Source organism: Helicobacter monodelphidis, assembly GCF_003288845.1.
Classification (GTDB): Bacteria; Campylobacterota; Campylobacteria; order Campylobacterales; family Helicobacteraceae; genus NHYN01.
The window spans coordinates 1-20,443 of sequence record NZ_NHYN01000018.1; the positions used below are offsets into that span (position 1 = coordinate 1).

Here is a 20,443-nt window from a genome sequence, read left to right on the forward strand (position 1 = left end):
ATATCAAACTAGAATGTAATAGCTCTGAATCTCAAGAGATAGAGAAGAAAGAAAAAGCACTCTTAGAATCCACTAAAGATTCTAAAGAGAATAAAGAAAGTATATCCACTGCATTCCTCTGTCCTGTCCTAGAAGATAATGAGCTTAAATGTCCTCATAATGGTAGAGTGCAACTAAAGAGTAAGAAAGGTAAAAGCTTTCAATCTCAAGGTATCCCTATGATATTAGAATCTGATTTAATGAACTCTAGTATTGTAGGTTGCACAAACAATATCGCAGGTGTTCCTACTCCCTGCACTCTAGTATCTGTAATCCTCCCTAGTGCTAGAGCATTAAAAAGATATAATGATGATTATCCCATAATGCAAGACAATGCGTTGTCTTTTGGATAATTTCAAGGGAATCTTTGATTTTATTTGTGCGATAGATTCTCTATCTTATCTCCGCATAAAATCTTTAATAACCCTTGAAATTCTCTCAAAATACTTAGCATTTATACATGCAAATATAAATATCTTTATACAATGATAGAAAGAGTGGGGTATTAAGTGATAAAGGATTCCCTATCACTTGTAAGCCTAAGAATAATACCTTTAAGATAAATGCTCCTAATCCTAGCAATACTAAAGAGATAAGTAAAGAAGCATTAGCTTCAATGATAGATACTTCGCTCCCCTCTTTTCATATCATCACTCCCTTTAAAGAATTAGATAGCTTTTATCTCACTCCTACTTATTATGAAAATAGAGAATGCAATAGTAGTAATCTTATCTCTACTCAAAGTAAATTCTATGATACTTATAGGGAGCTAGATTTAGAGCTAGATACTCTCTTTGCTAATAAAACTTCATTAGATACAAATAATATAGAATCTAATAGTTATCTAAAAGATATATTAGATTCTCTCTTGCTTGATTATCCTAAAGCATACTTTAGTTATAGAATCTTGAGTATAAGAATAGCTTATAGTCTCTATGAATACTTACTTATTATCCCTAAGAGTATTCCTAAGTTTGTAGTGAAGATGCTACAAGAAAAAAGAGATAAAGAGAGTTTAGAGTATGGCTATGGAAGCTTTATAGATTTGAGTAGGGATTATGTGAGGGAATGTAGTGTAGGAGAAAGAGGGGATAATACAAGAATATCTCTGCTTACTATACAAGGCAAGATATTCTTAGCCCCTAGTGGAATGAGTAAGATAAGGATAGAAGTGAGATAGTAGGCAAAGATTAATTCAGGAAGGTAAATAGATGATGATATGTTATAATCATGGGATTTGAGATAAGGAGTGTGAGATGGCTTTTGTAGTGATATGTGAAAAATGCAATAGTAGTATTAACAAGATAACTTGTGAGACACGCGGTAAAGGTTTGGGATATAGAATGGTAGAATGCGAACATTGTCATACTCAATACAGACATTATAAATATCTTTTAGAATTCGTATTTATCGCTATATCCCTTGCCCTGTCTATCACTTTAATATATTATGATATTAATAGTTTATGGGTAAATATATTTCTCTTTTATATCATATTTAGAATAACCGCAATTTATTGCATACCACTAGATGGACAAAGAAGCTGATATGAAAAATACCTGCGAACAATCAACTATATTATTGGCACATTAATTGCAACAATAAAACCCGCACCAAAACCCTCATCTACAAAGGTAAAAATTTTTATTGCTTAATTTTTAATCTCATCATTTTTCTTATTGCATTCTTTGTGTTTTTTGTCTATAATTATTTTCCAGAAAGATTTTTAAGAAATTTAGTGCGAGGGGTATAAGCGTGAATATGAGGGATTTATTGCGTGTGTTTGGGGTTGTGGTATGTTTAGGCTTATCCTTAAGTATGAGTCTTTTTGCACAAGATTCTAAGATGATAGCGGATTCTCAAGTTAAGAATAAGGGGCAAAATATGAGAGTATATATCGTGCATGGGTTTGATTCTTCTCCACAGAAGAATTGGTTTGCTTGGCTTGGGAGTAAACTTGAAGCAAAAGGTGTAAATGTGGAGATTCTAGCTATGCCAAATCCGCAAAATCCAAACCTTCAAGAATGGATAAAGATGTTGGATTCTAATGTGGAGCTTGGAAGTGAAACTTACCTTGTCGGCCATAGTTTGGGATGTATTACAATTTTGCAGTATTTGCAGGATAAGGCGGTTAATCAGGCAAATAAAAAAAGTGCAATGATTGGTGGATTCGTGCTTGTGAGTGGATTCTATGAACCTCTTAGTATTCTTCCGCAACTTGATGGTTTTACAAAAAATCCGTTAGATTTTGCTGTCCTTCAAGCTATAAGCCCTAATCGTGTTGTTATTTCAGCAAAAGATGACAGTATCGTACCGACAGACTTAAGCAAAAAGTTGAGCGATAAACTTAATGCAAAATTTATACAGACGCAGAATGGAGGGCATTTTATGGAATCTGATGGTTACACAGAAATGCCTCTTGTATTAGAGAATTTAGAAGCAATTTTTAAAAAATAATGGGCAAGATTGGAAAAATAGGCTTATTTCTTGGAGTGTTTGTGTGGTGAAAGTTTATATCACTAAATGTGTACCCACTTGATTAAATTTACATAGAGTGGATTCAGAGAGGTATTTGTAATATTGTATATCCAAGCATTAAAATTCTTTATAGATAGGCTTGCTGAAGTAATTTTCAATTTTATCTTAGAATCCTAATAAAAATATTTCAATGGGGTTGAGTTGGTATTATCTGCTAATTTTTTATACTAAGACACCAATGAATATCTTTATATGAGAATTAGATTTTAGAGTATGTGAACAAATGAGTAAAATTTAGAAAGCAATTCATTCTTAAAATAGCAAAAAAGTGTTACTACTCCCGTTATCTTGTCGATATAGAGATTCGTACCAAATTTATCTGACTTTATTTTTTAACTAGATTTATTACTTGTGCTTTTCTCGGTGGGCTTTGTTATAAAATCAGAAGATCGCCCCTCCACCAAATCCCTTTATGTCTCCTAGCATACCTGCTACTATTCCTCATCTACCTTTTATGCCTCAATATCTAGGCTTTTGATATTAAAAGCTCTGTCATATTCTTGTGCAATCTCTTCTATATTTTTTTTATCTTCCTCATACTCTATTGTCGGATCTGTCGTTGCAGTTAAAGGTTCTGTGGTGTCGCTCTCATCATATTCTTCTTCTTCTATATCCTCGTCCTCATTCACATCCTCTTCCCCATATTCGTAGTCAGCTTCCCGAACAATCTCCTCATTTTCCTCGTCATAATATTCCAACTCTATTAATTCTTCATCAACAGGTTCAAAATAATCCTCGTATTCTTCCTCTTCCTCTTCCCTTTCCTCTTCTTCCTGATCTTCTTCCTGTTTTCTATGGTCATCTGGATTAGTTTTTTCAGTTTCTTCAGTTGGACGTACTTCTTTAATTTTTTGGTCTTCTTGACGCATAATTTCTTCATTCACAACTGCTGCAAAATCTAATCGTTGCTGTGCATTTGCTTGTTGGATAGAGTTCGTTTGCGTGTTTTGGTTGACATATGTAACCGCTCCAAGTGGTGTTATCATCTCTAAATCTCCTTTTTTAGCGTAATCGTCTCATATTTAGAATACTGGACATTTGCTCCTTCAGTCATTTTAACAAATTTTCTCCTCGTATAGTCAATTTCGTAATTACCACCTCGCTGTTGAGTGAAACTCACTAAAATTTCCGCTGCTTTTAATAATATCGGCATTGCAATTTTTTTATTAAAGGAGCGTAAAATCATATGTGAAGAAGGGATGGAACGAATATGCATCCAAATATCTTCTGCTTTTGCTGCTTTCAGTAAAGCAATATTTTCCTGTCTATTTTTACCAAAAGAAATTTTTACCCCCTCAACAAAAAAACTTTCAAATTCTTCTTTCTTGATACCTTTTTGTTGCCTTTGTTGCTTTTGAGAATAAATCGCAATATCCTCAATGCTTTGGCATTGCGTAATAATTTTTTGTTGTGTTATGTAAAATTTTTGCTTTTGCTCTAAATGTTCGCGTTCAATATGAATATGTTTTGCTTTTCTTTCTAAATATTTTGCATCTTCGAATAAAATTTGTGCGGTATGTGAATAGCTCTTTGCAGATTCTGGAATATTGATATGAACCTTTTGAGAATCAGATTCTAAAATAAGATGAGAATCGGTTATTCTGGCAGGAAGTTTATAGAGATTCTCAATTAAAATTTGGGCTTTTTTTTTGGATTCTATGGCTTCTCTTTGGATATTTTTTTCTAAAGGAATTTCAGAGATTTTCTTACTAATATTTTCTATTTTTTTATCAATTCGTCGGATAGCAACTATACGATTTTGTTCCAATTGTGATTCAATACGTTGTTTATAATTTCTCTCCAGAATCTGCATAAAATTACCTGAATCTGCAATTGTTGTTGCACTTACTTTAGGTTGCGGTAAATTTGCTAGTTTTTCTCCAATCTTGACGACACGGAAAGAACGTTCATGGCTAATATGTCGCAATGCATCAAGAACAATTCCATCTTTAATTAAGATTGCATTTGTGTTTCTACCCGTAAATTCAAATTGCAAAACACAATAATTCTGTTTGTAGCTCCCTTGTTGTAAAAGGTGAAAACGCAAAATGCGATTCTCTCCGTCACCTTCCACTTTTTGGATTGTTGCACGGTTACAATAACGCATTAAATTTAAATCAAAAGGGGCATTGTATTCTTTAATCGCCAACAAAGAAGGTGCAATAAAAATATTAGAAGAAGAACGTATGAGATCGATATAAAAGATATCTTTATCTAATTCAAGCTTAAAAAGATTATCCCCTACGCGTTTGATGTGGTGAATATGGCGATAACGAGAAAACTCAAGAATTACCCTCTTTAGTAAGGTAAGCTTCATAAAACGCCATTCATCGCAATGATTTCATCTGGAATGTTTTTGATCGGATTTGAGGAGATATTTAACTGCGTACTTAAGCCTTTTATTTGTGCCAATTCTTTAGGGACACAGCGAATTTGGTTATTCTGTAACCATAAAATACATAGTGAAGTAAGTTCCGTTATTTCAATCGGTATACATTCAATCTGATTGTATGAAAAATTTAATCCTACTAATTTAGAGAGATAATTAATATTTTTTGGAATTTGGCGAATCTGATTATAAGCCAAACTAATTCCAAGCAAAGAATGAATATGTAATAAAATAAGCGGAAACTCTACAAATGCGTTGGAATCTAAAAAAATCTCCTCCAAATTTTGCAGATTATTCATTGTCTCTGGTAGTGTACTTAATTGATTTTGACTAAGCCATATTTTGCGTAAAGAATGGAGTGTGCCTAAATTTTCTGGTAGTTTCTTTAATTGATTTTGATTACAAAATAATTCTTCTAGTTCTTGTAATTCACATAAATAAGGCGGTAAGAATTCCAATTGGTTTTCAGATAAATTAAGTTGCTTCAAAGATTTTGGCATTGGGGGAATGCTATTAAGTTGATTATGGCTTACATCAATCCATTCAAGCTTTTGCAGATGGCATAAATGCATCCCTTGAATATCGCATAATTTATTATGATGCAAAAAAAGCTTTTCAAGTTGAGTTAAATGTTGCAAGGAGGGGATAGAATCTAATGAAGTATTGTTTAACTCTAAAATACGCAATTTTTGTAGTTGATTAATTTCTTTTGGGATTTTCTTGATGGGATTGCCACTTAAAAGTAACTCTTCAAGTAGGGAAAAATGAATAATGACTGATGGAAATTCCTCAAATTGATTATTGTCAAGTCCTAACGCACAAAGGTTTTCTAAATTTTTTATAGATTCTGGAAGAATTTTAATTTTATTTTCATTTATGCCTAAAACTTGTAAGGACTTTAATTCTCCAATATTGTTTGGTAGGGTTGTTAAAGCATTATTGTTTAGCCATAATTTTTTTAAATTTTGCAAACGGCTAATTTCCTCAGGTAAAAACCGAATGCAATTATTATTGCAATCTAAAATCTCTAAAGACTTAAGTCCCCCAAAGCTTTTTGGTAATACATTTAAATGATTTTCTCGTAAATCTAAAACGCGTAGATTCGCCAACGCCCCAATATTTTTGGGTAGATAACGCAGTGCATTTGTGTTCCACCATAATTCTTGTAGAGATGAGAGCTGGGCAACAGGGGCTGGGAGTGTCTTAAATTGATTTTCGTTACAATCTAAAACAAGGAGGTTATCTAAATGCGATAAACTACTTGGAAGAAATTTAAGTTGATTATGAGCAAGGCTAAGAATGCGCAATGCACGGAGATTTCCAATTCGAGGAGGGATAGTTTTTAGGAGATTATAACCCGCCCACAATTCTTCTAAATTATCTAGTTGTGTTATTCCGTAAGTTAAATTCACTAATTGGTTATGGTCAATCCATAATTTTTTAAGCTGTTTTAATCGCATAATATTTTTAGGGATAGTTTTTAATGCATTATGCCCTAAATCAAGGATTTCAAGCATCGAGAGACTCAGTAAGCAGAAAGGAAACTTCTGTAGCTGATTATCATAAAGGCTAAGCGTTTTGAGATTTTTTAGGTGGGCAATTTCATTAGGTATTGTACTTAAGGATTTTTGGCTTAAGTCTAAAACTTCTATACGCTCCATTTCCTCTTTTGGAACACATAGGGCTTGAATTTGGTGAATCTCTGCCCATTCAAATAGAACTTGTTGCCACTCCTTTTTTTCACTATTCATTAAAATTACCCCTCTTACATTTCCGTCTATCATAGCAGAAATAAGGTTATGAGGGGCTTAATTGTTGAATGCTTCAAAGTGTGAAGAACGTAAATTGGAAACATACAGGGGAATAACTTTTACGCTATCTTGTGCATTCAAATATAATATATCTGGAGAGAATAAGACTAAAGCGTTTGCTTGTCGTAAAACACTAATCGAGCTAGAGTTTGCTTCCTTTAAAATTTTAATCCAATTTCTATCCAAAGTTCCTAGAAATGCTTTATATCGACCTTGTTTAAAATAGATGGGGTCAGTTAATTTTGCCTGCACAAAATCATGACAATATCGTTTTAATCCCTGTGCTTTAAGTAGATAGGGGACGGCATATAAAAAGGCGGTTATGAAAGCACCCAAAGGGTTTCCAGGTAATCCAAAAATTATTTTATTTTTGTATTGTGCAACAAGCATAGGTTTTCCGGGTTTTAAATTAATTCCGTGAAAAATGATCTTTGCACCTATTTCCTGTAATGCGATGCTTGTCCAATCCTTTTGTCCGCCACTTGCTCCGCCACTTATTAAAATAACATCATTCCTTTCACAGAGTGATAAAATTTGCTTTTTTAATTCTTCTTTAGAATCCTGTACAATTAAGTTTTCTATCTGATGAAAATCATAAGACTGTAATAATGTTTTTAGCATTAATGCATTGCTATTATAAATTTGATTTTGATTTAATGTCTCTTTGTAATGGACTAATTCATTCCCGCTAGCTACAATAGCAATGTTTAAAGGCTTAAAACATTGAAGGGTTGAAATCCCTTGTGAAGCAAGTAAGGCAATATCGCCACAACCAAGTTGCGTATTTGCAGGAATAATCTGTGCCCCTTTTTTGAAATCTTCTCTTTTTTTGCGCACATTTTGACCTTTTTTAGGTTCTTTGAATAAAATAATCCTCCCATCTTTTTCTTCTGCTTCCTCGTAAGGGACAAGAGTATCTAGCCCATCTGGCACCATAGCCCCTGTCATAATTTTTAAACATTGCCCCCTTTCTAATTTCCATTCTTGTGGCTCATCACCAGCATAAATTACACCCTTAATGTCATATTCTAAAGTATCTTCTTTATAAGCAAACACATAGCCATCTAAGGCAGCGTTATTAAATAATGGAGAATCAAATTGTGCATACAATGTTTGCGTGTTTATACAGTTAAATGCCGATTCTAATTCTAATGTTATGGAATCATGCTTAGGCGTTTTTAGTGCTTGAATGCGAGAAAATGCCTCAGTAGGGGTTAAAAGATTCTCAATGGTTGTAAAATTCTTCATCATTCACTCCTTATATTGCATTTAGATTTAACATAATATAGTGGTAGAATACTCTAAAGTGGTAAATAAGGGAAGCTATTTGTTAATCTTTATGTTCTTTAAAGAATCTTTTTTGGTTTTCTTTTATGATATCATCATCTTTATCAAGATATTCAAGATATGAAATTAAATATTTTCGGCTCAACGGAAAATATTCTTTGGCATTTTGAATATCCACATAACCTTCTTTTAAAATAATTTCACGCAATTGCTTTTTAATGTCAGAGAGTATTTGTGTATTAATAAAAAGTTTTGCATTTAAGCGAGATATTTTTCTTTCTTTGCAAAGCAATTTTAATGCATTATCTCCGCTTTTGCGGTCAATTTCTAGTATATCATATAAGTTATATGGTGCGATAGGTGCGAATCCTGCTTGAGAAATTTCTTCATATATTCTCCTTTGTACAAATTCAGCAATATTTTCAATTTTGCTTAAAACAGATAAAAATAAGCCATCTTTTTGTTGTAAATCTCCTGATTCTAGCAGGGAGGTTAGGGCATATTGAATTAGATGGGGGGTTGCCCAAAGAAATCGTAGATGCAAAGATTGGCTAGAAAGCAAGGCATTCTTATTTTTAGCAATGATTTTTTTTATTTCTTGAGTGAGGTAAAGAATCTGCAAATCAGGATATACAACGAGTTCTTCAGAATCAACAATGGCGTTTGGAATTTGCTTTGCAATTTCTAAAGCTTTTGCGTGATCCATTCTGAATCTTTGATAAGATGAAACTAAACCAAAACCACACTTATGGGCATTGAGAAGTTCCTTGAATGCATCATCAAAACGCGATTCACTCAATGCTTGTAATAAAACATATTTTTGCTTTTTTTTCATTGGATCTGCAATGGGGTTTAGAATGCGACCTCCGGCGATTGTTCTTGATTCATTGCGTAACACAAAATGTTCATGAAATAAAGCAAAGATATCTTCTTCCGCTTCTAATTCTGCAAAAGCCTTTTTGTATGGGCTTGAAGGATCTTGCTTAAATCCATCAAGTAATAAGATGCGTACATTTACACGTTTTGCACCAATATATAAAAAAGCTTTTGAATTATGAAGGGGGGGCTGGTGAAAGCAAAATAACTCAACCCCTAAAATCTTAAATCCGCGAAATAAACCTTTTTTAGCCAACAAAAATCCGCGCTTAATCTCTTGAAAATGTACAGAGGAAAGATTCAAAGCTGCACGACTTGATGGTTTAGCACAAGAAACATTTTCTTGGTGAATCATAATATTTTTTACATGTACATGCTTTTGGAGATCATAGCAAAATAAATCCTCATTCACAGAAACAGAAGAATCAAGCACAGTGCCACTTACTACACAACCAATACCACTTAAAGAGAACGAACGATCTACATAGTAGCGAAATTCTCCCTTATTGTATTCACTAGGGCTTAAGTCTCTGAAATGTTCTTTTAGTAAGTTTAAACTTGAATAGTCATAAATGGAACAAGCAATACAACATTTCAATTGAAGTCCAATCGCACTCACATATTCTCTAATCCCAATTTCACAGAGTTCTAATTGCTCTTTTGAGGCTAAATCAGATTTAGTGATGACCGCAAGGATATTCTTAACACCTAAATAGGCCGCAATTTCTAAATGTTCTTGCGTTTGAGGCATTACTCCTTCTTTTGCATCAACGCATAGTAAGAGATAATCAAAGCCAAATGCTCCAGCAAGCATATTTTTAACCCATTTTTGATGACCCGGTACATCAATAAAAGAGATATTTTTTTGACCCGTGTGAGATTCTATAATGAGATTAGAAAAACTCAAATCTATTGTAATTTTGCGTTCTTTTTCTACTTGAGTGCTATCTCCATCAAAACCATTCAGGGCTTGAATTAAGCTTGTTTTGCCATGATCAATATGCCCAGCAACTCCAACAATCAAAGTTTCCATTATTGTTCCGCCAAATAATATAATATTTTAATAATTTTTTCCTCATCATCTTTTAAAAGCGTTCTCATATCTAATAAAAGTTGCTTTTGTGTGATGCGGACAATTACCCCTTGCTTGCGTAATTCTTCCTTTAATTGCTCAATATCCCATTTTGCACACGAAAGTGCAATGGCGTAGCTTGGAATTTCAACTTGCGGTAAGCTTCCTCCCCCTACAAAACCACTACTTTTTATGATTTTACCCCAAAAATGTTTAGGTAAATTTCTTAGCATTCCTTCTGCCTTTTTGCGTAATTCTTCTAAAGAGCATTCAAGCATCGCTAAAATAGGAATCTTTTGGTAATCTTCTTGTAGATAAGCCTGCAGTGTTGCTTCTAAAATACTTAGAGTAATCTTATCTACACGCAACATACGCAAAAGCTGATTTTGCTTTAAGGTATGAATATATTGTTCCTGCCCAACAATAATTCCTGCTTGAGGGCCACCTAAAAGTTTATCACCGCTAAAGCTGAGTAAAGATGGATTTAAAGCTACAATATCTTGAATAATGGGTTCTGAATGGAGTCCTTTTAAAGCCTTAGGGGAATATAATAGTCCACTTCCAATATCATAATAATCGAGCAATGAATATTCTTTTGCAAGGGTAATGAGTTCTTGAATACTAACTTCCTGAACAAAACCTTGTAGGCAATAATTGGATTGATGTATCTTTGCGATGATGGCGGTTTGAGGAGAAATTCCAGAAACATAATCTTTTAAATGTGTTTTATTGGTTGTTCCAACCTCTTTAAGAATTGCACCTGCATGACGCATTACCTCTGGAATACGAAAACTTCCACCAATCTCAACAAGCTCCCCACGCGAAATAATGACTTCTTTATTTTGTGCGAAAGTATTCAGAACCAAAAATACTGCCGAAGCATTATTGTTTACAATTAAAACATCGATATGTTCTGAATTTAAAAGGGATTTAAAAACCTCTTTAACTAAGGTATATCGCTCACCCCTTATCCCTTCTTGCAAATTAAATTCAAGATTATTGTAAGAGGTGAGAACTGTATTTACATCGTCTACAATATCCTTTCCTAAAGGACTTCTACCTAGATTTGTATGTAGTAAAATGCCTGTTGCATTAATGAGCGGAATAAGGGAATTTTGTTGACTTGCTTGATAATGAGATAAAATATTGTGTAGGATTGATTCTAAAGAGGGAATACGCACAATTTTTTGACTCAAAATATCCGCCTTTAATGTTGCAAGATAAAATTCTGCAGATTTTTTCACCCTTTTTTTATTGTATGTATCCCAAATAGAATTATCCAGAATCTTATTCATTGCAGGAATTTGCCGAAGGAGTTGAGTTAATGAATCATCCATTACTCAACCTTGTCTTTGAGGATTTATTTTGCATATTCAATCATTTTAATAATTAGCTTGAATAAGTACTAGAAATTTGACGCAATCTCGCAATAGAATGTTTAAAAACCTCAATTGTATACTCAATTTCCTCTTTCGTATTGTAGCGAGATAGAGAGATTCTAACAGCCGTATGAGCTAATTCTTTGTCAGCACCAATCGCAACCATTACCGGATTTGCCTCAAGAGTTTCTGAAGCACAGGCACTTCCAGTTGAAGCGGCAATTCCAGCTTTGTTGAGGTCCCATAACATTGCTTCACCCTCAATTCCACGAATACTACACAAAATAGTGTTAGGCACACGAATACGGCGGTCACCAATAATTAAAACATCAGGAATTTGCAAAAGAGCATCCTCTAAGCGATCGCGTAAAGCTCTTAGTTCTGTATTTTCGTATTCTAAATATTGAACTGCAAGTCGCATTGCCTCACCCATTCCTACGATTCCAGCTACATTCAAAGTTCCAGAACGGCGTCCATGCATATGTTCTCCGCCGTGGAACAAAGGCGTTAGGGGAATGCCATCGCGAATATATAGTCCGCCAACTCCTTTTGGTCCATGAAATTTATGTGCAGAAAAAGATAATAAATCAACTTGTGCTTTTTGCACATCAACGGGAATTTTTCCGATAGCTTGAACAGCATCAGTATGGAACAGAATTCCTTTTTGACGTGCAAGTTTCCCAATTTCTTCAATCGGATTAATTAAGCCTGTTTCATTATTTGCCCACATAATAGAGATTAAGCCTGTTTTTGGGGTGATGGCTTCTGCAACTTGCTCTACACATAAAATACCCTCTTGATTGGGAGAAAGATAAGTTACCTCAACTCCTAATTCTTCTAAAAACTCACAGGTAGCACGGATTGCTGGGTGTTCTACTTCTGTTGTGATGATATGATTTTTCTCGCCAAAACGTAATAAATCAAAGTAAATACCTTTAAGCACCCAATTGTTGCTTTCTGTTGCACAAGAGGTGATAATTACATCGTCTCTATCGCTTGCATTAATCCCTTTATAAATTTCATCAATTGCATTTGAAAGTGCGGTATGTGTCTCTGTTCCAAAACGATGCAATGAATTTGGATTACCATATTGTTCACCTAAAAAAGGTTCCATTAATGCCTTTGCTTCTTTTGCAAGGGCTGTTGTTGCATTATTATCAAGATAAATTCCTTGAGGGAAATTCATTCATAACTCCTTATTATTTTATATGTCCGAGTAATTTACTCATAAAAAGCTTTCAAAATTCTTAAATTTTATCCCATTAAGCTTACCAAAGCTGTAAGCGTTTGCTCAATATCCCACTTTTCATCTGTCCCTTGCCTTAAAAACGATTCCATTGCTTCTTTTTTATTGATTGCCTCATCCAGCTCCTTATCTCGTCCTTTCTGATAAGCACCAATCCGAATTAACACTTCATTTTCGCGTAACATAGAATACAAACGACGAAATTTTCGCACAGCTGCTAAATGTTCCTTAGAACAAATATCATTCATTAATCTTGATGCAGAATTCAAAATATTAACGGGAGGATAAATACCAAAATCTGTCAATTCGCGGCTTAGAACAATATGCCCATCTAAAATACTCCGACTTTGGTCAGCGATAGGATCGCTCATATCATCGCCTTCAACAAGCACCGTAAAAAATGCAGTAATCGAACCTCTGCCTTCCTCTTTGCCCGCCCTTTCCATCAACTGAGGTAGAAGGGTTAAAACAGATGGTGGATAACCTTTACTTGTTGGTGGCTCACCCAGTGCAAGCCCAATTTCCCTTTGTGCCATTGCAAAACGTGTAACAGAATCCATCATAAAAAGTACATCTTGTCCAATATCCTTGAAATACTCTGCAACACTCATTGCTGAAAATGCACCATATTTACGCATTAGCGGGGAGTCATCGCTTGTTGCAACAATTAATACTGTGCCACTTAGATCCCCTCCAAGATTTTTTTCAACAAATTCTGGAACTTCCCTTCCCCGTTCTCCAACAAGTGCAACAACCTTGATGGGGGCTTCAACACCTTTAACAATCATACCCATTAAAGTGCTTTTGCCTACCCCACTTCCTGCAAAAATGCCAAGTTTTTGCCCTTTGCCGCAAGTGAGTAAGCCATCAATGCTTTTCACACCAACTCTAAATACTTCATCAATAATGCCTCTTTTCATTGCTACAATAGGAGGACGAATAATCGGTGCATAATCATTTGTGATAATCTCTCCTTTACCATCAATCGGCTCTCCTAGTGGATTAATTACTCGTCCTAATAACGCCTCTCCTACAGGAATTTGTAAGCCTTTATTGTTGAGATAAATTCTATCGCCAACACAATTCCCCTCCACAAAAGAAAAGGGAGAAATACTAAAAGAATGTTCATCAACAACCGTAACCATCCCCATACTTTCGCTACCGTCATCATTGCGAATAATCTTGACAATATCCCCAACGCTTGTTTTGAGTCCACTTGCTACAATTGAACCCGCCGTAACTTTATGAATTGTTCCAAAAGCAGGAGATAAGGTAGAAGTCTCCAATCGCTTGCGTAAATGTTCTAGTGTCAATGTCTATCCTTTATTCTAAATAAGTAATCTTAATTTTTGTGATATTATCAAGATTTTGCTTCATAAGGGGTAAAATTTAGATTTTTCTTTGAATATAATTTTTCAAAAATATGGTAAATCAAAGTTTATTTATGATAGAATAAAGCATTTAATTTCATTTTCTATTCTTGCTAGAATCTTGTGAATTCTTTATTGAAAGGTTGATTCAGGCTTTAGAAGCAAGGATTTAAAAAGAAAGCTACATAATATTAAGGAAAGTCAAGTGATTTTAACAACAGAAAAGACAAATGATGCAAATGCAACTGCCACGGGTTTACTAGAAAAAGCAATCCTGGATTCTAAGTATGAAAAACTGAGTACAAAGGCAGCGAAAACCTTGAAAGTAGATGGCTTCAGAAAAGGGAAAGTGCCACCACATATCATTCGTTCTCGCTTTGGGGAGCAGTTGAACGAAGATGCGGAAAAAGAGGCTTTGGGTGATTTTGTACAGGAGGCTATTAAGGTGCTGGAGCTAGACCAGCAACAATTAATCGGTAGCCCCATGGTTTTAAAGTTTGATAGGAATGATGATGGCGTTTCTGTAGAATTACGTTTTGCTTCTCGTCCTAAGATTGATTTTCAGAATATTCAAAAGGCAATACCTGATTTTGAAATCCCCTCTACAGAGGATAAAGAAGTGCAGGAGAGAATCCATCAAATCACAAAGTCTTACGGTTCTTTAGAGGAAGTTTCTAGGGCTGTAGAAAATGGCGATATAACAATTATTGACTTTGAGGGCTTTGTTGATAATGAGCCATTTGAGGGTGGTAAGGCAGAAAGATATTCCTTAGAAATCGGAAGTGGTTCTTTTATTTCTGGTTTCGAAGACCAAATTATTGGAATGAATATCGGTGAAGAGAAGGATATTCATGTTACTTTCCCGGAAAATTATGGTGCAGCAAATCTTGCAGGCAAACCTGCTATATTCAAGATTAAGTTACACAAGATACAACAGAAACAACCAGCTGAACTTAATGAAGAGCTGATTAAGAAAGTTTTGCCTGCCTTAGAGAATCCAACAGAAGAGATGTTTAGGGAAAAAATAAAAGAACAACTTGACCAAGAACACAAGATGAAACTTTATGATGAAAAACTAAAGAGTGAATTAGTGGATAATCTCCTTGAAAAAATTGACTTCAATCTTCCTTTAAATGTCGTTGAACAGGAAATGGATGTTTTATTTAGAAATGAACTTAATCGCTTGCCAGAGCAGGAAATTCAAGATCTACAAGGACAAGTAGAGAAGGTGCAAGAGAAACGCGAAGCCCACCGCGAAGATGCACAAAAAAGTGTGAAATTAACTTTTATTGTTGATACATTAGCAAAGGAAAATAATATTGGTGTTACTGACCAAGAGATCTGGCAACGTATTTATTTTGAAGCAATGAGTTATCGTCAGGACCCTAAGGTGATTCTTGAATATTACCAAAAAAATGGTTTGTTACCAGCATTGCAAATGGCACTTTTAGAAGAAAAAGTTTTGACTCATTTGCTCGATGAATCAAAAAAATGATGAGGTAATAAAAAATGAATTATATTCCTTATGTAATCGAGAAAAGTGGTAGAAGTGAGCGAAGTTATGATATTTATTCGCGTTTGCTTAAAGATAGAGTCATTATGCTTTATGGTGAAATCAATGATGATTTGTCTGCTTCTATTGTCGCACAACTCCTTTTTTTAGAGGCTGAAGATCCAGAAAAGGATATTCATATTTACATTAATTCTCCAGGGGGAGTTATTACAAGTGGTTTAAGTATTTATGACACGATGAATTATATTAAGCCTGATATTTGCACAATCTGCATTGGGCAAGCGGCGAGCATGGGGGCATTTTTACTAAGTTGTGGCACAAAAGGTAAGAGGCATTCTCTACCCAATAGTCGCATTATGATTCATCAACCTTTGGGTGGTGCAAGAGGGCAAGCGAGTGATATTGAAATCCAAGCAAAGGAAATCTTGCGTTTAAAGGCATTCTTAAATCAAATACTTGCCGATAATACAAAGCAGCCCTTGGAAAAAATAGCACAAGATACTGACCGTGATTTTTTTATGAGTGCAAAAGAGGCATTAGAATATGGCTTGATTGATAGTGTTTTGGAAAAAAACAACCTCAATATGCAGGAATAATTAACTTAGTAAAGGTAGGGTATGGAAATAAGAAAAATGGCAGAGCAAGAAGAAAGCCAGTTTGAAGAAATGGGTACTGATGACTCTTTTGAGAGTTTTGAAGATAAAGATGAATTGCAATTTGACATACAGGAATTGAGTGATTTTTGTTTGGAAGTAATCGATTCAATCAAGAATGAGGATTTATTAGCAACTCCGTTGAATTATCAGATTTGTTTTGAACGCTTGCTTGATAATAAAGATTCTTCCTTTAAAGCGGCTGTGTATGATGTTTTACAAAGAGAAAGTGACGGTGGATTTAATGATTATATTCATCTTGAGAGACAAATTAAAACTAGCTTTGCAAATATTAAAAAAATGTTACAGCTTGTTGCCGTAATGTATAAAAATCAAGTTTTGCTCCATGATATTCTTACAAAAAAAATTGCCGAAATGAAAAAAGTGGATAATGTTGTCATTTCTCAAAATTTACTTTCCGCCTTAACTCAAGAGGTGCATAGGTTAACTGAAATTACACAAAAACAAACAGACACACTCAAAGTGATTTATCAAGAAAGTGCTGAATCACTCAATAATGCTGATAATGGTATCGTTTTTGACTCACAATATGCCATTTACAATCGTCGTTTTTTGCATACACAGATTGCAAAAGAAATTGAGGGAAATGCGCAAACGAAACGTACCTCTTCACTGCTTATGATTAATGTCCCAACCGCTAAACTTGATGAAATTGCTAACGAAAAAGTTTCCCAGATGCTTTTGAGAAATGTTGCAGATATGTTATTAAGAACTTCTCGACGAAGTGATGTCGTTGCCCATTGTAAAGATGGATTCTTTGGTATATTGCTTAGACAATCGGATTTGCAACATTCTAAAAAAGCGTGTACACGACTTTTTGAACTTATTAAATCTAGCAATACTTTTGTAGGTGATAGGCAAGTAACCTTAGAAATTAATATTGTGCTTAATATTATTAGTAAGGATCAAGATCCAGAGGAAATGATAGAGAATTGCATTAGTGTCCTCAAGGATTTAAATGAACAAAAATCAGTCTTAAAAGTTCTTGGAGAGTAAGGAGTTAATATGCTTAAGATACTTCATTATCCTGATTCTTTTTTGAGACAAAAATCAGTATCCGTCGAAGTTTTTGATGAAGATCTTGCACATTTCTTGGATGAAATGAATGTTACTATGCTTGCAAATAATGGTGTTGGTTTGGCTGCGGTGCAAGTAGGTCGAGCTATTGCCGCATTGTTGGTGAACATTCCTGATGACAAAGGGGAGCAATCATCAGAGCATCTTCTTGAGATTATCAATCCAAAAATTATAGAGAAAAGCGGGCAGATTCTATGGAATGAGGGTTGCCTAAGCGTTCCTGATTTTTATGAGGATATTCAACGTTACAATACTATTGTGCTTTCTTATCAGAATCGTAAGGGCGAGAAAAAGCAATTGGAAGCAGAAGGTTATCTAGCTGTCGCTATTCAGCATGAAATGGATCACTTGGAAGGGATTTTGTTTGTTGATCGTCTACCTATTCTTAAACGCAAGAAGTTTGAAAAGTTGCTTAAAAAGCAACAACGTTGTTCAGCGTAAGATTATTAAATGGGGTTACAAAAAATTCAGTCTGCCACATTGCAAGGTTTTGAAGCGAAAATTGCTTTAGTGGAAGTTGCTTTTGTGCGTGGGTTACCTGCATTTAATATTACAGGGCTTGCCCATCAGTCTGTTCAAGAAGCAAAACATCGTAGCTCCTCCGCACTTGCTGCAATAGGCTTTCAGTTTCCTCCATTAAAAATCAATATTAATCTTGCTCCTTCAGATTTACCTAAACAAGGAAGTCATTTTGATTTACCTATTGCTTTATTGATTGGCTTACATAATAGAGATATTCCGCCTTTTTTACAATTACCTTATTTTGCCTTAGGAGAATTAGGGCTTGATGGAAAAGTAAAGGCCACAGAAAATTCCTATTCTATTCTTCTGAGTTTAGGTGCCAGTGCTTATGATGGTTATTTATTTGTGCCCAAAGAACAAATTGATATTTATCGCAAGATTCCAAATCTCAAACTTATTCCTATTGATCATTTGCAAGAAGCTTTAGATTTTTTTACCACAACAACCCTTCCTTCATTTTCTACAAAAGAGGAGCATTTTGATTTTCCCTATCTTGAAGAATATGAGGAACTTTATTACTATAACACAGATTTTAAGGAGGATTTTTATGATGTCATCGGACAACAGAATGCTAAAAGAGCTGCTTTAATCGCGGCAAGTGGTTTTCACAATATTCTTTTTGAGGGAAGTCCGGGGTGTGGAAAAAGTATGATCGCTAAGAGAATGCGTTATATTCTTCCGCCACTAAGTAAGCAAGAAGTACTTAAGAATGCAAAAATGGAACTTTACAGTACAGGAAAAATGAATTATAGTGTCTTGCGCCCCTTTCGCTCACCTCATGCTTCATCAAGTCGTGCGGCAATTCTTGGAAGTGCGATAGGTCATGAGCTTAAACCCGGTGAAATTGCCCTTTCTTCCGGTGGAATTTTATTTTTAGATGAATTACCCCATTTTCCATTACAGGTTTTAGAATCTTTAAGGGAGCCACTAGAAACGCATAGATTTAGTCTCTCACGTGCACAAGTAAAAGTTGAATGTGAGGCGGCATTTTTAATGGTTTGTGCACAAAATCCATGCCCGTGCGGAAATTTAATGAGCAATACCCATGAATGTCGTTGTAGCGATATTGCAATTAAAAACTATAAAAATCGTCTCTCTGAGCCTTTTTTAGATAGAATTGACCTTTATGTTCCTATGTTAGAAGACAATAGTCAGCATCGCACAAAATCAAAAGAGCTTTTTTCGCAAGTCCTTACAGCATTTAAAGCTCAAAAAAATCGCAAGCAGGAACATTTGAATGGGCATTTAAATGAAGAAGAGATTGAAAAATATTGCGTTTTAGATGCTGAATGTCAAAATTTACTTACTCAAGCAACTGAAAGATTTAATCTTTCCTATCGTTCAATTACAAAGATTAAGAAGGTTGCACGTACTATCGCCGACATTCAACAAAGCACAAATATCCAAAAAAGCCATTTGCTTGAAGCCCTCTCATATCGTCGCCGTGACTAACCTTGTTTTTTTGTTAAATTTTAAGCAAAATATGGAGGATGGGGAATCACTCACTGAATCTCATACCTATGTATCGTTCTCCTTTCTTTTGCTGATTCTTGAATGGATGCTGAAAAATAACTCTTGAGAATAGGCTAAAATAGTGTCTGTTCTTGTACGTTTTCTTGGTGAAGTAACTTGAGGATTTCCTCTTGATAGGGATGTAAAATTAACATAAAATGATAAAATTCTTGCTGGATTTTTTCTAAAAGTTGAGAGATATTGTTGTAGCTTATGCAACCTTCTTTATTTGTGGGTGTGAGATAGAGTTTTTTTGCCCACTTTGTATGCTCTTCTAAGAATGATTGATATTGTGAAAATTGTTTTAAGTCTTTAGCAAAAATTAAAACTTTTGAGGTTGTTCTTTCTTCTGTAAGATTATAATGGTTATCTAAATAATAGGGTTGAAAAAAGGGTATGGAACGAATTAATTCAGGTTTAAAATCTAATTTCAATATTTTACAAATTGATAAAACTTCTTGGATATTTTTTAGAAATAGGGGAGAAAGCATTAAGGAAAGAACATTTCCATCAAAAATGATACGACTGCTAAAAAGAGATGAGGGACATAACTGAACTGGTACTAACTCCATACTTTCACTAGGTGTAAGAGAAAGTTTCTCTAAAAAGCAATCATCCGTAATAAGCATTGGAATTTTTGTGCAACGTTTACGGATTAGCTTTGAATGCATTGATGGAGGAGAAAAATCAAATAAAGTTTTTTTCTTTTTATCTTCATCCCTATCTAGTGCAATAATATAGCTGAATTGTTCTAAAATATCTAATGGAGAGTTTCCTATAAAGGCTTTAGATGGAGGGATTATCTTTTGTGCTATATGAAAAGAAACAGGATTAAGCCCTATATAATCTATCGCGTAATCAATCACAATATAACGTACAAAATCGGCTGCTACATTCTGTAATGAATTTGTTTTTAGCCACGCAATTTCTAAATCACTAATTTCCACTTCACCTTCAAAAAAAATTCCAAAAGCACCCTTTTTAATTGCTTTTGGAATCTCTTTTTTATTCTGAGCGAAAAACAAATCACCTCGTTGCACCTTATCTGCTTGGAATGCAAATCGTTCTACGGCAGTAATGTTTGGCGTATTGCAAAGGATCGAACCGCTAATCGCAATAACTTGAGAGATAAGCATTA

16 protein-coding genes and 1 pseudogene are annotated in these 20,443 nt (G+C 34.6%); 8 read left to right on the top strand and 9 right to left on the bottom strand.

The window, feature by feature from the left end:
* The 3 genes and pseudogenes from CCZ01_RS07550 to CCZ01_RS07565 form a co-directional block, all read left to right on the top strand.
* A pseudogene (locus tag CCZ01_RS07550) lies at positions 1 to 392 on the top strand (hypothetical protein); the annotation flags it as partial.
* A 263-nt stretch (positions 393 to 655) separates the two neighbouring features.
* On the top strand, positions 656 to 1,219 hold the full coding sequence (locus tag CCZ01_RS07555) for a hypothetical protein (protein ID WP_112052612.1): 564 nt from the start codon (positions 656 to 658) through the stop codon (positions 1,217 to 1,219).
* A gap of 581 nt (positions 1,220 to 1,800) precedes the next feature.
* Positions 1,801 to 2,496, top strand: a complete 696-nt coding sequence (locus tag CCZ01_RS07565; RefSeq protein ID WP_258437028.1) for an RBBP9/YdeN family alpha/beta hydrolase — start codon at positions 1,801 to 1,803, stop codon at positions 2,494 to 2,496.
* Positions 2,497 to 3,029: 533 nt separating this feature from the next.
* On the opposite strand, the gene CCZ01_RS10445 is transcribed toward CCZ01_RS07565, so the two are convergent.
* The 8 genes from CCZ01_RS10445 to fliI all read right to left on the bottom strand — a co-directional run bounded on the left by CCZ01_RS10445 (position 3,030) and on the right by fliI (position 13,950).
* A complete protein-coding gene (locus tag CCZ01_RS10445) occupies positions 3,030 to 3,563 on the bottom strand; it encodes a hypothetical protein (protein WP_181566365.1) in 534 nt (177 codons plus the stop codon).
* Between the two features lie 2 nt (positions 3,564 to 3,565).
* Positions 3,566 to 4,894, bottom strand: a complete 1,329-nt coding sequence (locus CCZ01_RS07575) for a DUF814 domain-containing protein (RefSeq protein ID WP_112052614.1) — start codon at positions 4,892 to 4,894, stop codon at positions 3,566 to 3,568.
* A complete protein-coding gene (locus tag CCZ01_RS07580; protein ID WP_181566366.1) occupies positions 4,891 to 6,717 on the bottom strand; it encodes a leucine-rich repeat domain-containing protein in 1,827 nt (608 codons plus the stop codon). Before CCZ01_RS07580 ends, CCZ01_RS07575 begins: the two co-directional genes overlap by 4 nt.
* Before the next feature lie 57 nt (positions 6,718 to 6,774).
* Positions 6,775 to 8,028, bottom strand: coding sequence for a molybdopterin molybdotransferase MoeA (locus tag CCZ01_RS07585; RefSeq protein WP_112052616.1), 1,254 nt, complete (start codon positions 8,026 to 8,028; stop codon positions 6,775 to 6,777).
* A gap of 79 nt (positions 8,029 to 8,107) precedes the next feature.
* Positions 8,108 to 9,973, bottom strand: coding sequence for a selenocysteine-specific translation elongation factor (gene selB / locus CCZ01_RS07590; RefSeq protein ID WP_112052617.1), 1,866 nt, complete (start codon positions 9,971 to 9,973; stop codon positions 8,108 to 8,110).
* A complete protein-coding gene (gene selA, locus CCZ01_RS07595) occupies positions 9,973 to 11,349 on the bottom strand; it encodes an L-seryl-tRNA(Sec) selenium transferase (protein WP_112052618.1) in 1,377 nt (458 codons plus the stop codon). The genes selB and selA overlap by 1 nt, the downstream gene beginning before the upstream one ends.
* Before the next feature lie 52 nt (positions 11,350 to 11,401).
* Entirely contained in the window at positions 11,402 to 12,577 is a 1,176-nt protein-coding gene (locus tag CCZ01_RS07600; RefSeq protein ID WP_112052619.1) for a NifS family cysteine desulfurase, read from the bottom strand.
* A gap of 68 nt (positions 12,578 to 12,645) precedes the next feature.
* The gene (gene fliI, locus CCZ01_RS07605; RefSeq protein ID WP_112052620.1) at positions 12,646 to 13,950 is read right to left on the bottom strand and encodes a flagellar protein export ATPase FliI; all 1,305 of its coding nucleotides are present in this window, start codon (positions 13,948 to 13,950) and stop codon (positions 12,646 to 12,648) included.
* A 262-nt stretch (positions 13,951 to 14,212) separates the two neighbouring features.
* On the opposite strand from fliI, the gene tig reads away from it, so the two are divergent.
* Genes tig through CCZ01_RS07630 form a run of 5 tightly spaced genes read left to right on the top strand, consistent with a single transcriptional unit; the run spans position 14,213 to position 19,245 of the window.
* Positions 14,213 to 15,502 carry a trigger factor gene (tig, locus tag CCZ01_RS07610; RefSeq protein WP_112052621.1) on the top strand — a complete coding sequence of 430 codons (1,290 nt, stop codon included), beginning with the start codon at positions 14,213 to 14,215 and terminating at the stop codon, positions 15,500 to 15,502.
* Between the two features lie 14 nt (positions 15,503 to 15,516).
* Positions 15,517 to 16,116 carry an ATP-dependent Clp endopeptidase proteolytic subunit ClpP gene (gene clpP, locus CCZ01_RS07615; protein WP_112052622.1) on the top strand — a complete coding sequence of 200 codons (600 nt, stop codon included), beginning with the start codon at positions 15,517 to 15,519 and terminating at the stop codon, positions 16,114 to 16,116.
* Between the two features lie 21 nt (positions 16,117 to 16,137).
* Positions 16,138 to 17,190: a diguanylate cyclase domain-containing protein gene (locus tag CCZ01_RS07620; protein WP_112052623.1), complete on the top strand. Its 1,053-nt coding sequence runs from the start codon at positions 16,138 to 16,140 to the stop codon at positions 17,188 to 17,190.
* Between the two features lie 9 nt (positions 17,191 to 17,199).
* On the top strand, positions 17,200 to 17,712 hold the full coding sequence (def, locus tag CCZ01_RS07625; protein ID WP_112052624.1) for a peptide deformylase: 513 nt from the start codon (positions 17,200 to 17,202) through the stop codon (positions 17,710 to 17,712).
* Between the two features lie 9 nt (positions 17,713 to 17,721).
* Complete coding sequence (locus tag CCZ01_RS07630; RefSeq protein WP_112052625.1) at positions 17,722 to 19,245, top strand: YifB family Mg chelatase-like AAA ATPase; 1,524 nt, start codon at positions 17,722 to 17,724, stop codon at positions 19,243 to 19,245.
* 134 nt (positions 19,246 to 19,379) lie between these two features.
* On the opposite strand, the gene CCZ01_RS07635 is transcribed toward CCZ01_RS07630, so the two are convergent.
* Entirely contained in the window at positions 19,380 to 20,441 is a 1,062-nt protein-coding gene (locus CCZ01_RS07635) for a hypothetical protein (protein WP_112052626.1), read from the bottom strand.
* Positions 20,442 to 20,443 lie beyond the last annotated feature (2 nt).

Excerpts from the sequence above, each read along its gene's own strand:
- CCZ01_RS07555 (WP_112052612.1), top strand. The coding sequence starts at position 656 with ATGATAGATACTTCGCTCCCCTCTTTTCATATCATCACTCCCTTTAAA.
- CCZ01_RS07565 (WP_258437028.1), top strand. The coding sequence starts at position 1,801 with ATGAGGGATTTATTGCGTGTGTTTGGGGTTGTGGTATGTTTAGGCTTA.
- CCZ01_RS10445 (WP_181566365.1), bottom strand. The coding sequence starts at position 3,563 with ATGATAACACCACTTGGAGCGGTTACATATGTCAACCAAAACACGCAA.
- CCZ01_RS07575 (WP_112052614.1), bottom strand. The coding sequence starts at position 4,894 with ATGAAGCTTACCTTACTAAAGAGGGTAATTCTTGAGTTTTCTCGTTAT.
- CCZ01_RS07580 (WP_181566366.1), bottom strand. The coding sequence starts at position 6,717 with ATGAATAGTGAAAAAAAGGAGTGGCAACAAGTTCTATTTGAATGGGCA.
- CCZ01_RS07585 (WP_112052616.1), bottom strand. The coding sequence starts at position 8,028 with ATGATGAAGAATTTTACAACCATTGAGAATCTTTTAACCCCTACTGAG.
- selB (WP_112052617.1), bottom strand. The coding sequence starts at position 9,973 with ATGGAAACTTTGATTGTTGGAGTTGCTGGGCATATTGATCATGGCAAA.
- selA (WP_112052618.1), bottom strand. The coding sequence starts at position 11,349 with ATGGATGATTCATTAACTCAACTCCTTCGGCAAATTCCTGCAATGAAT.
- CCZ01_RS07600 (WP_112052619.1), bottom strand. The coding sequence starts at position 12,577 with ATGAATTTCCCTCAAGGAATTTATCTTGATAATAATGCAACAACAGCC.
- clpP (WP_112052622.1), top strand. The coding sequence starts at position 15,517 with ATGAATTATATTCCTTATGTAATCGAGAAAAGTGGTAGAAGTGAGCGA.
- CCZ01_RS07620 (WP_112052623.1), top strand. The coding sequence starts at position 16,138 with ATGGAAATAAGAAAAATGGCAGAGCAAGAAGAAAGCCAGTTTGAAGAA.
- def (WP_112052624.1), top strand. The coding sequence starts at position 17,200 with ATGCTTAAGATACTTCATTATCCTGATTCTTTTTTGAGACAAAAATCA.
- CCZ01_RS07630 (WP_112052625.1), top strand. The coding sequence starts at position 17,722 with ATGGGGTTACAAAAAATTCAGTCTGCCACATTGCAAGGTTTTGAAGCG.
- CCZ01_RS07635 (WP_112052626.1), bottom strand. The coding sequence starts at position 20,441 with ATGCTTATCTCTCAAGTTATTGCGATTAGCGGTTCGATCCTTTGCAAT.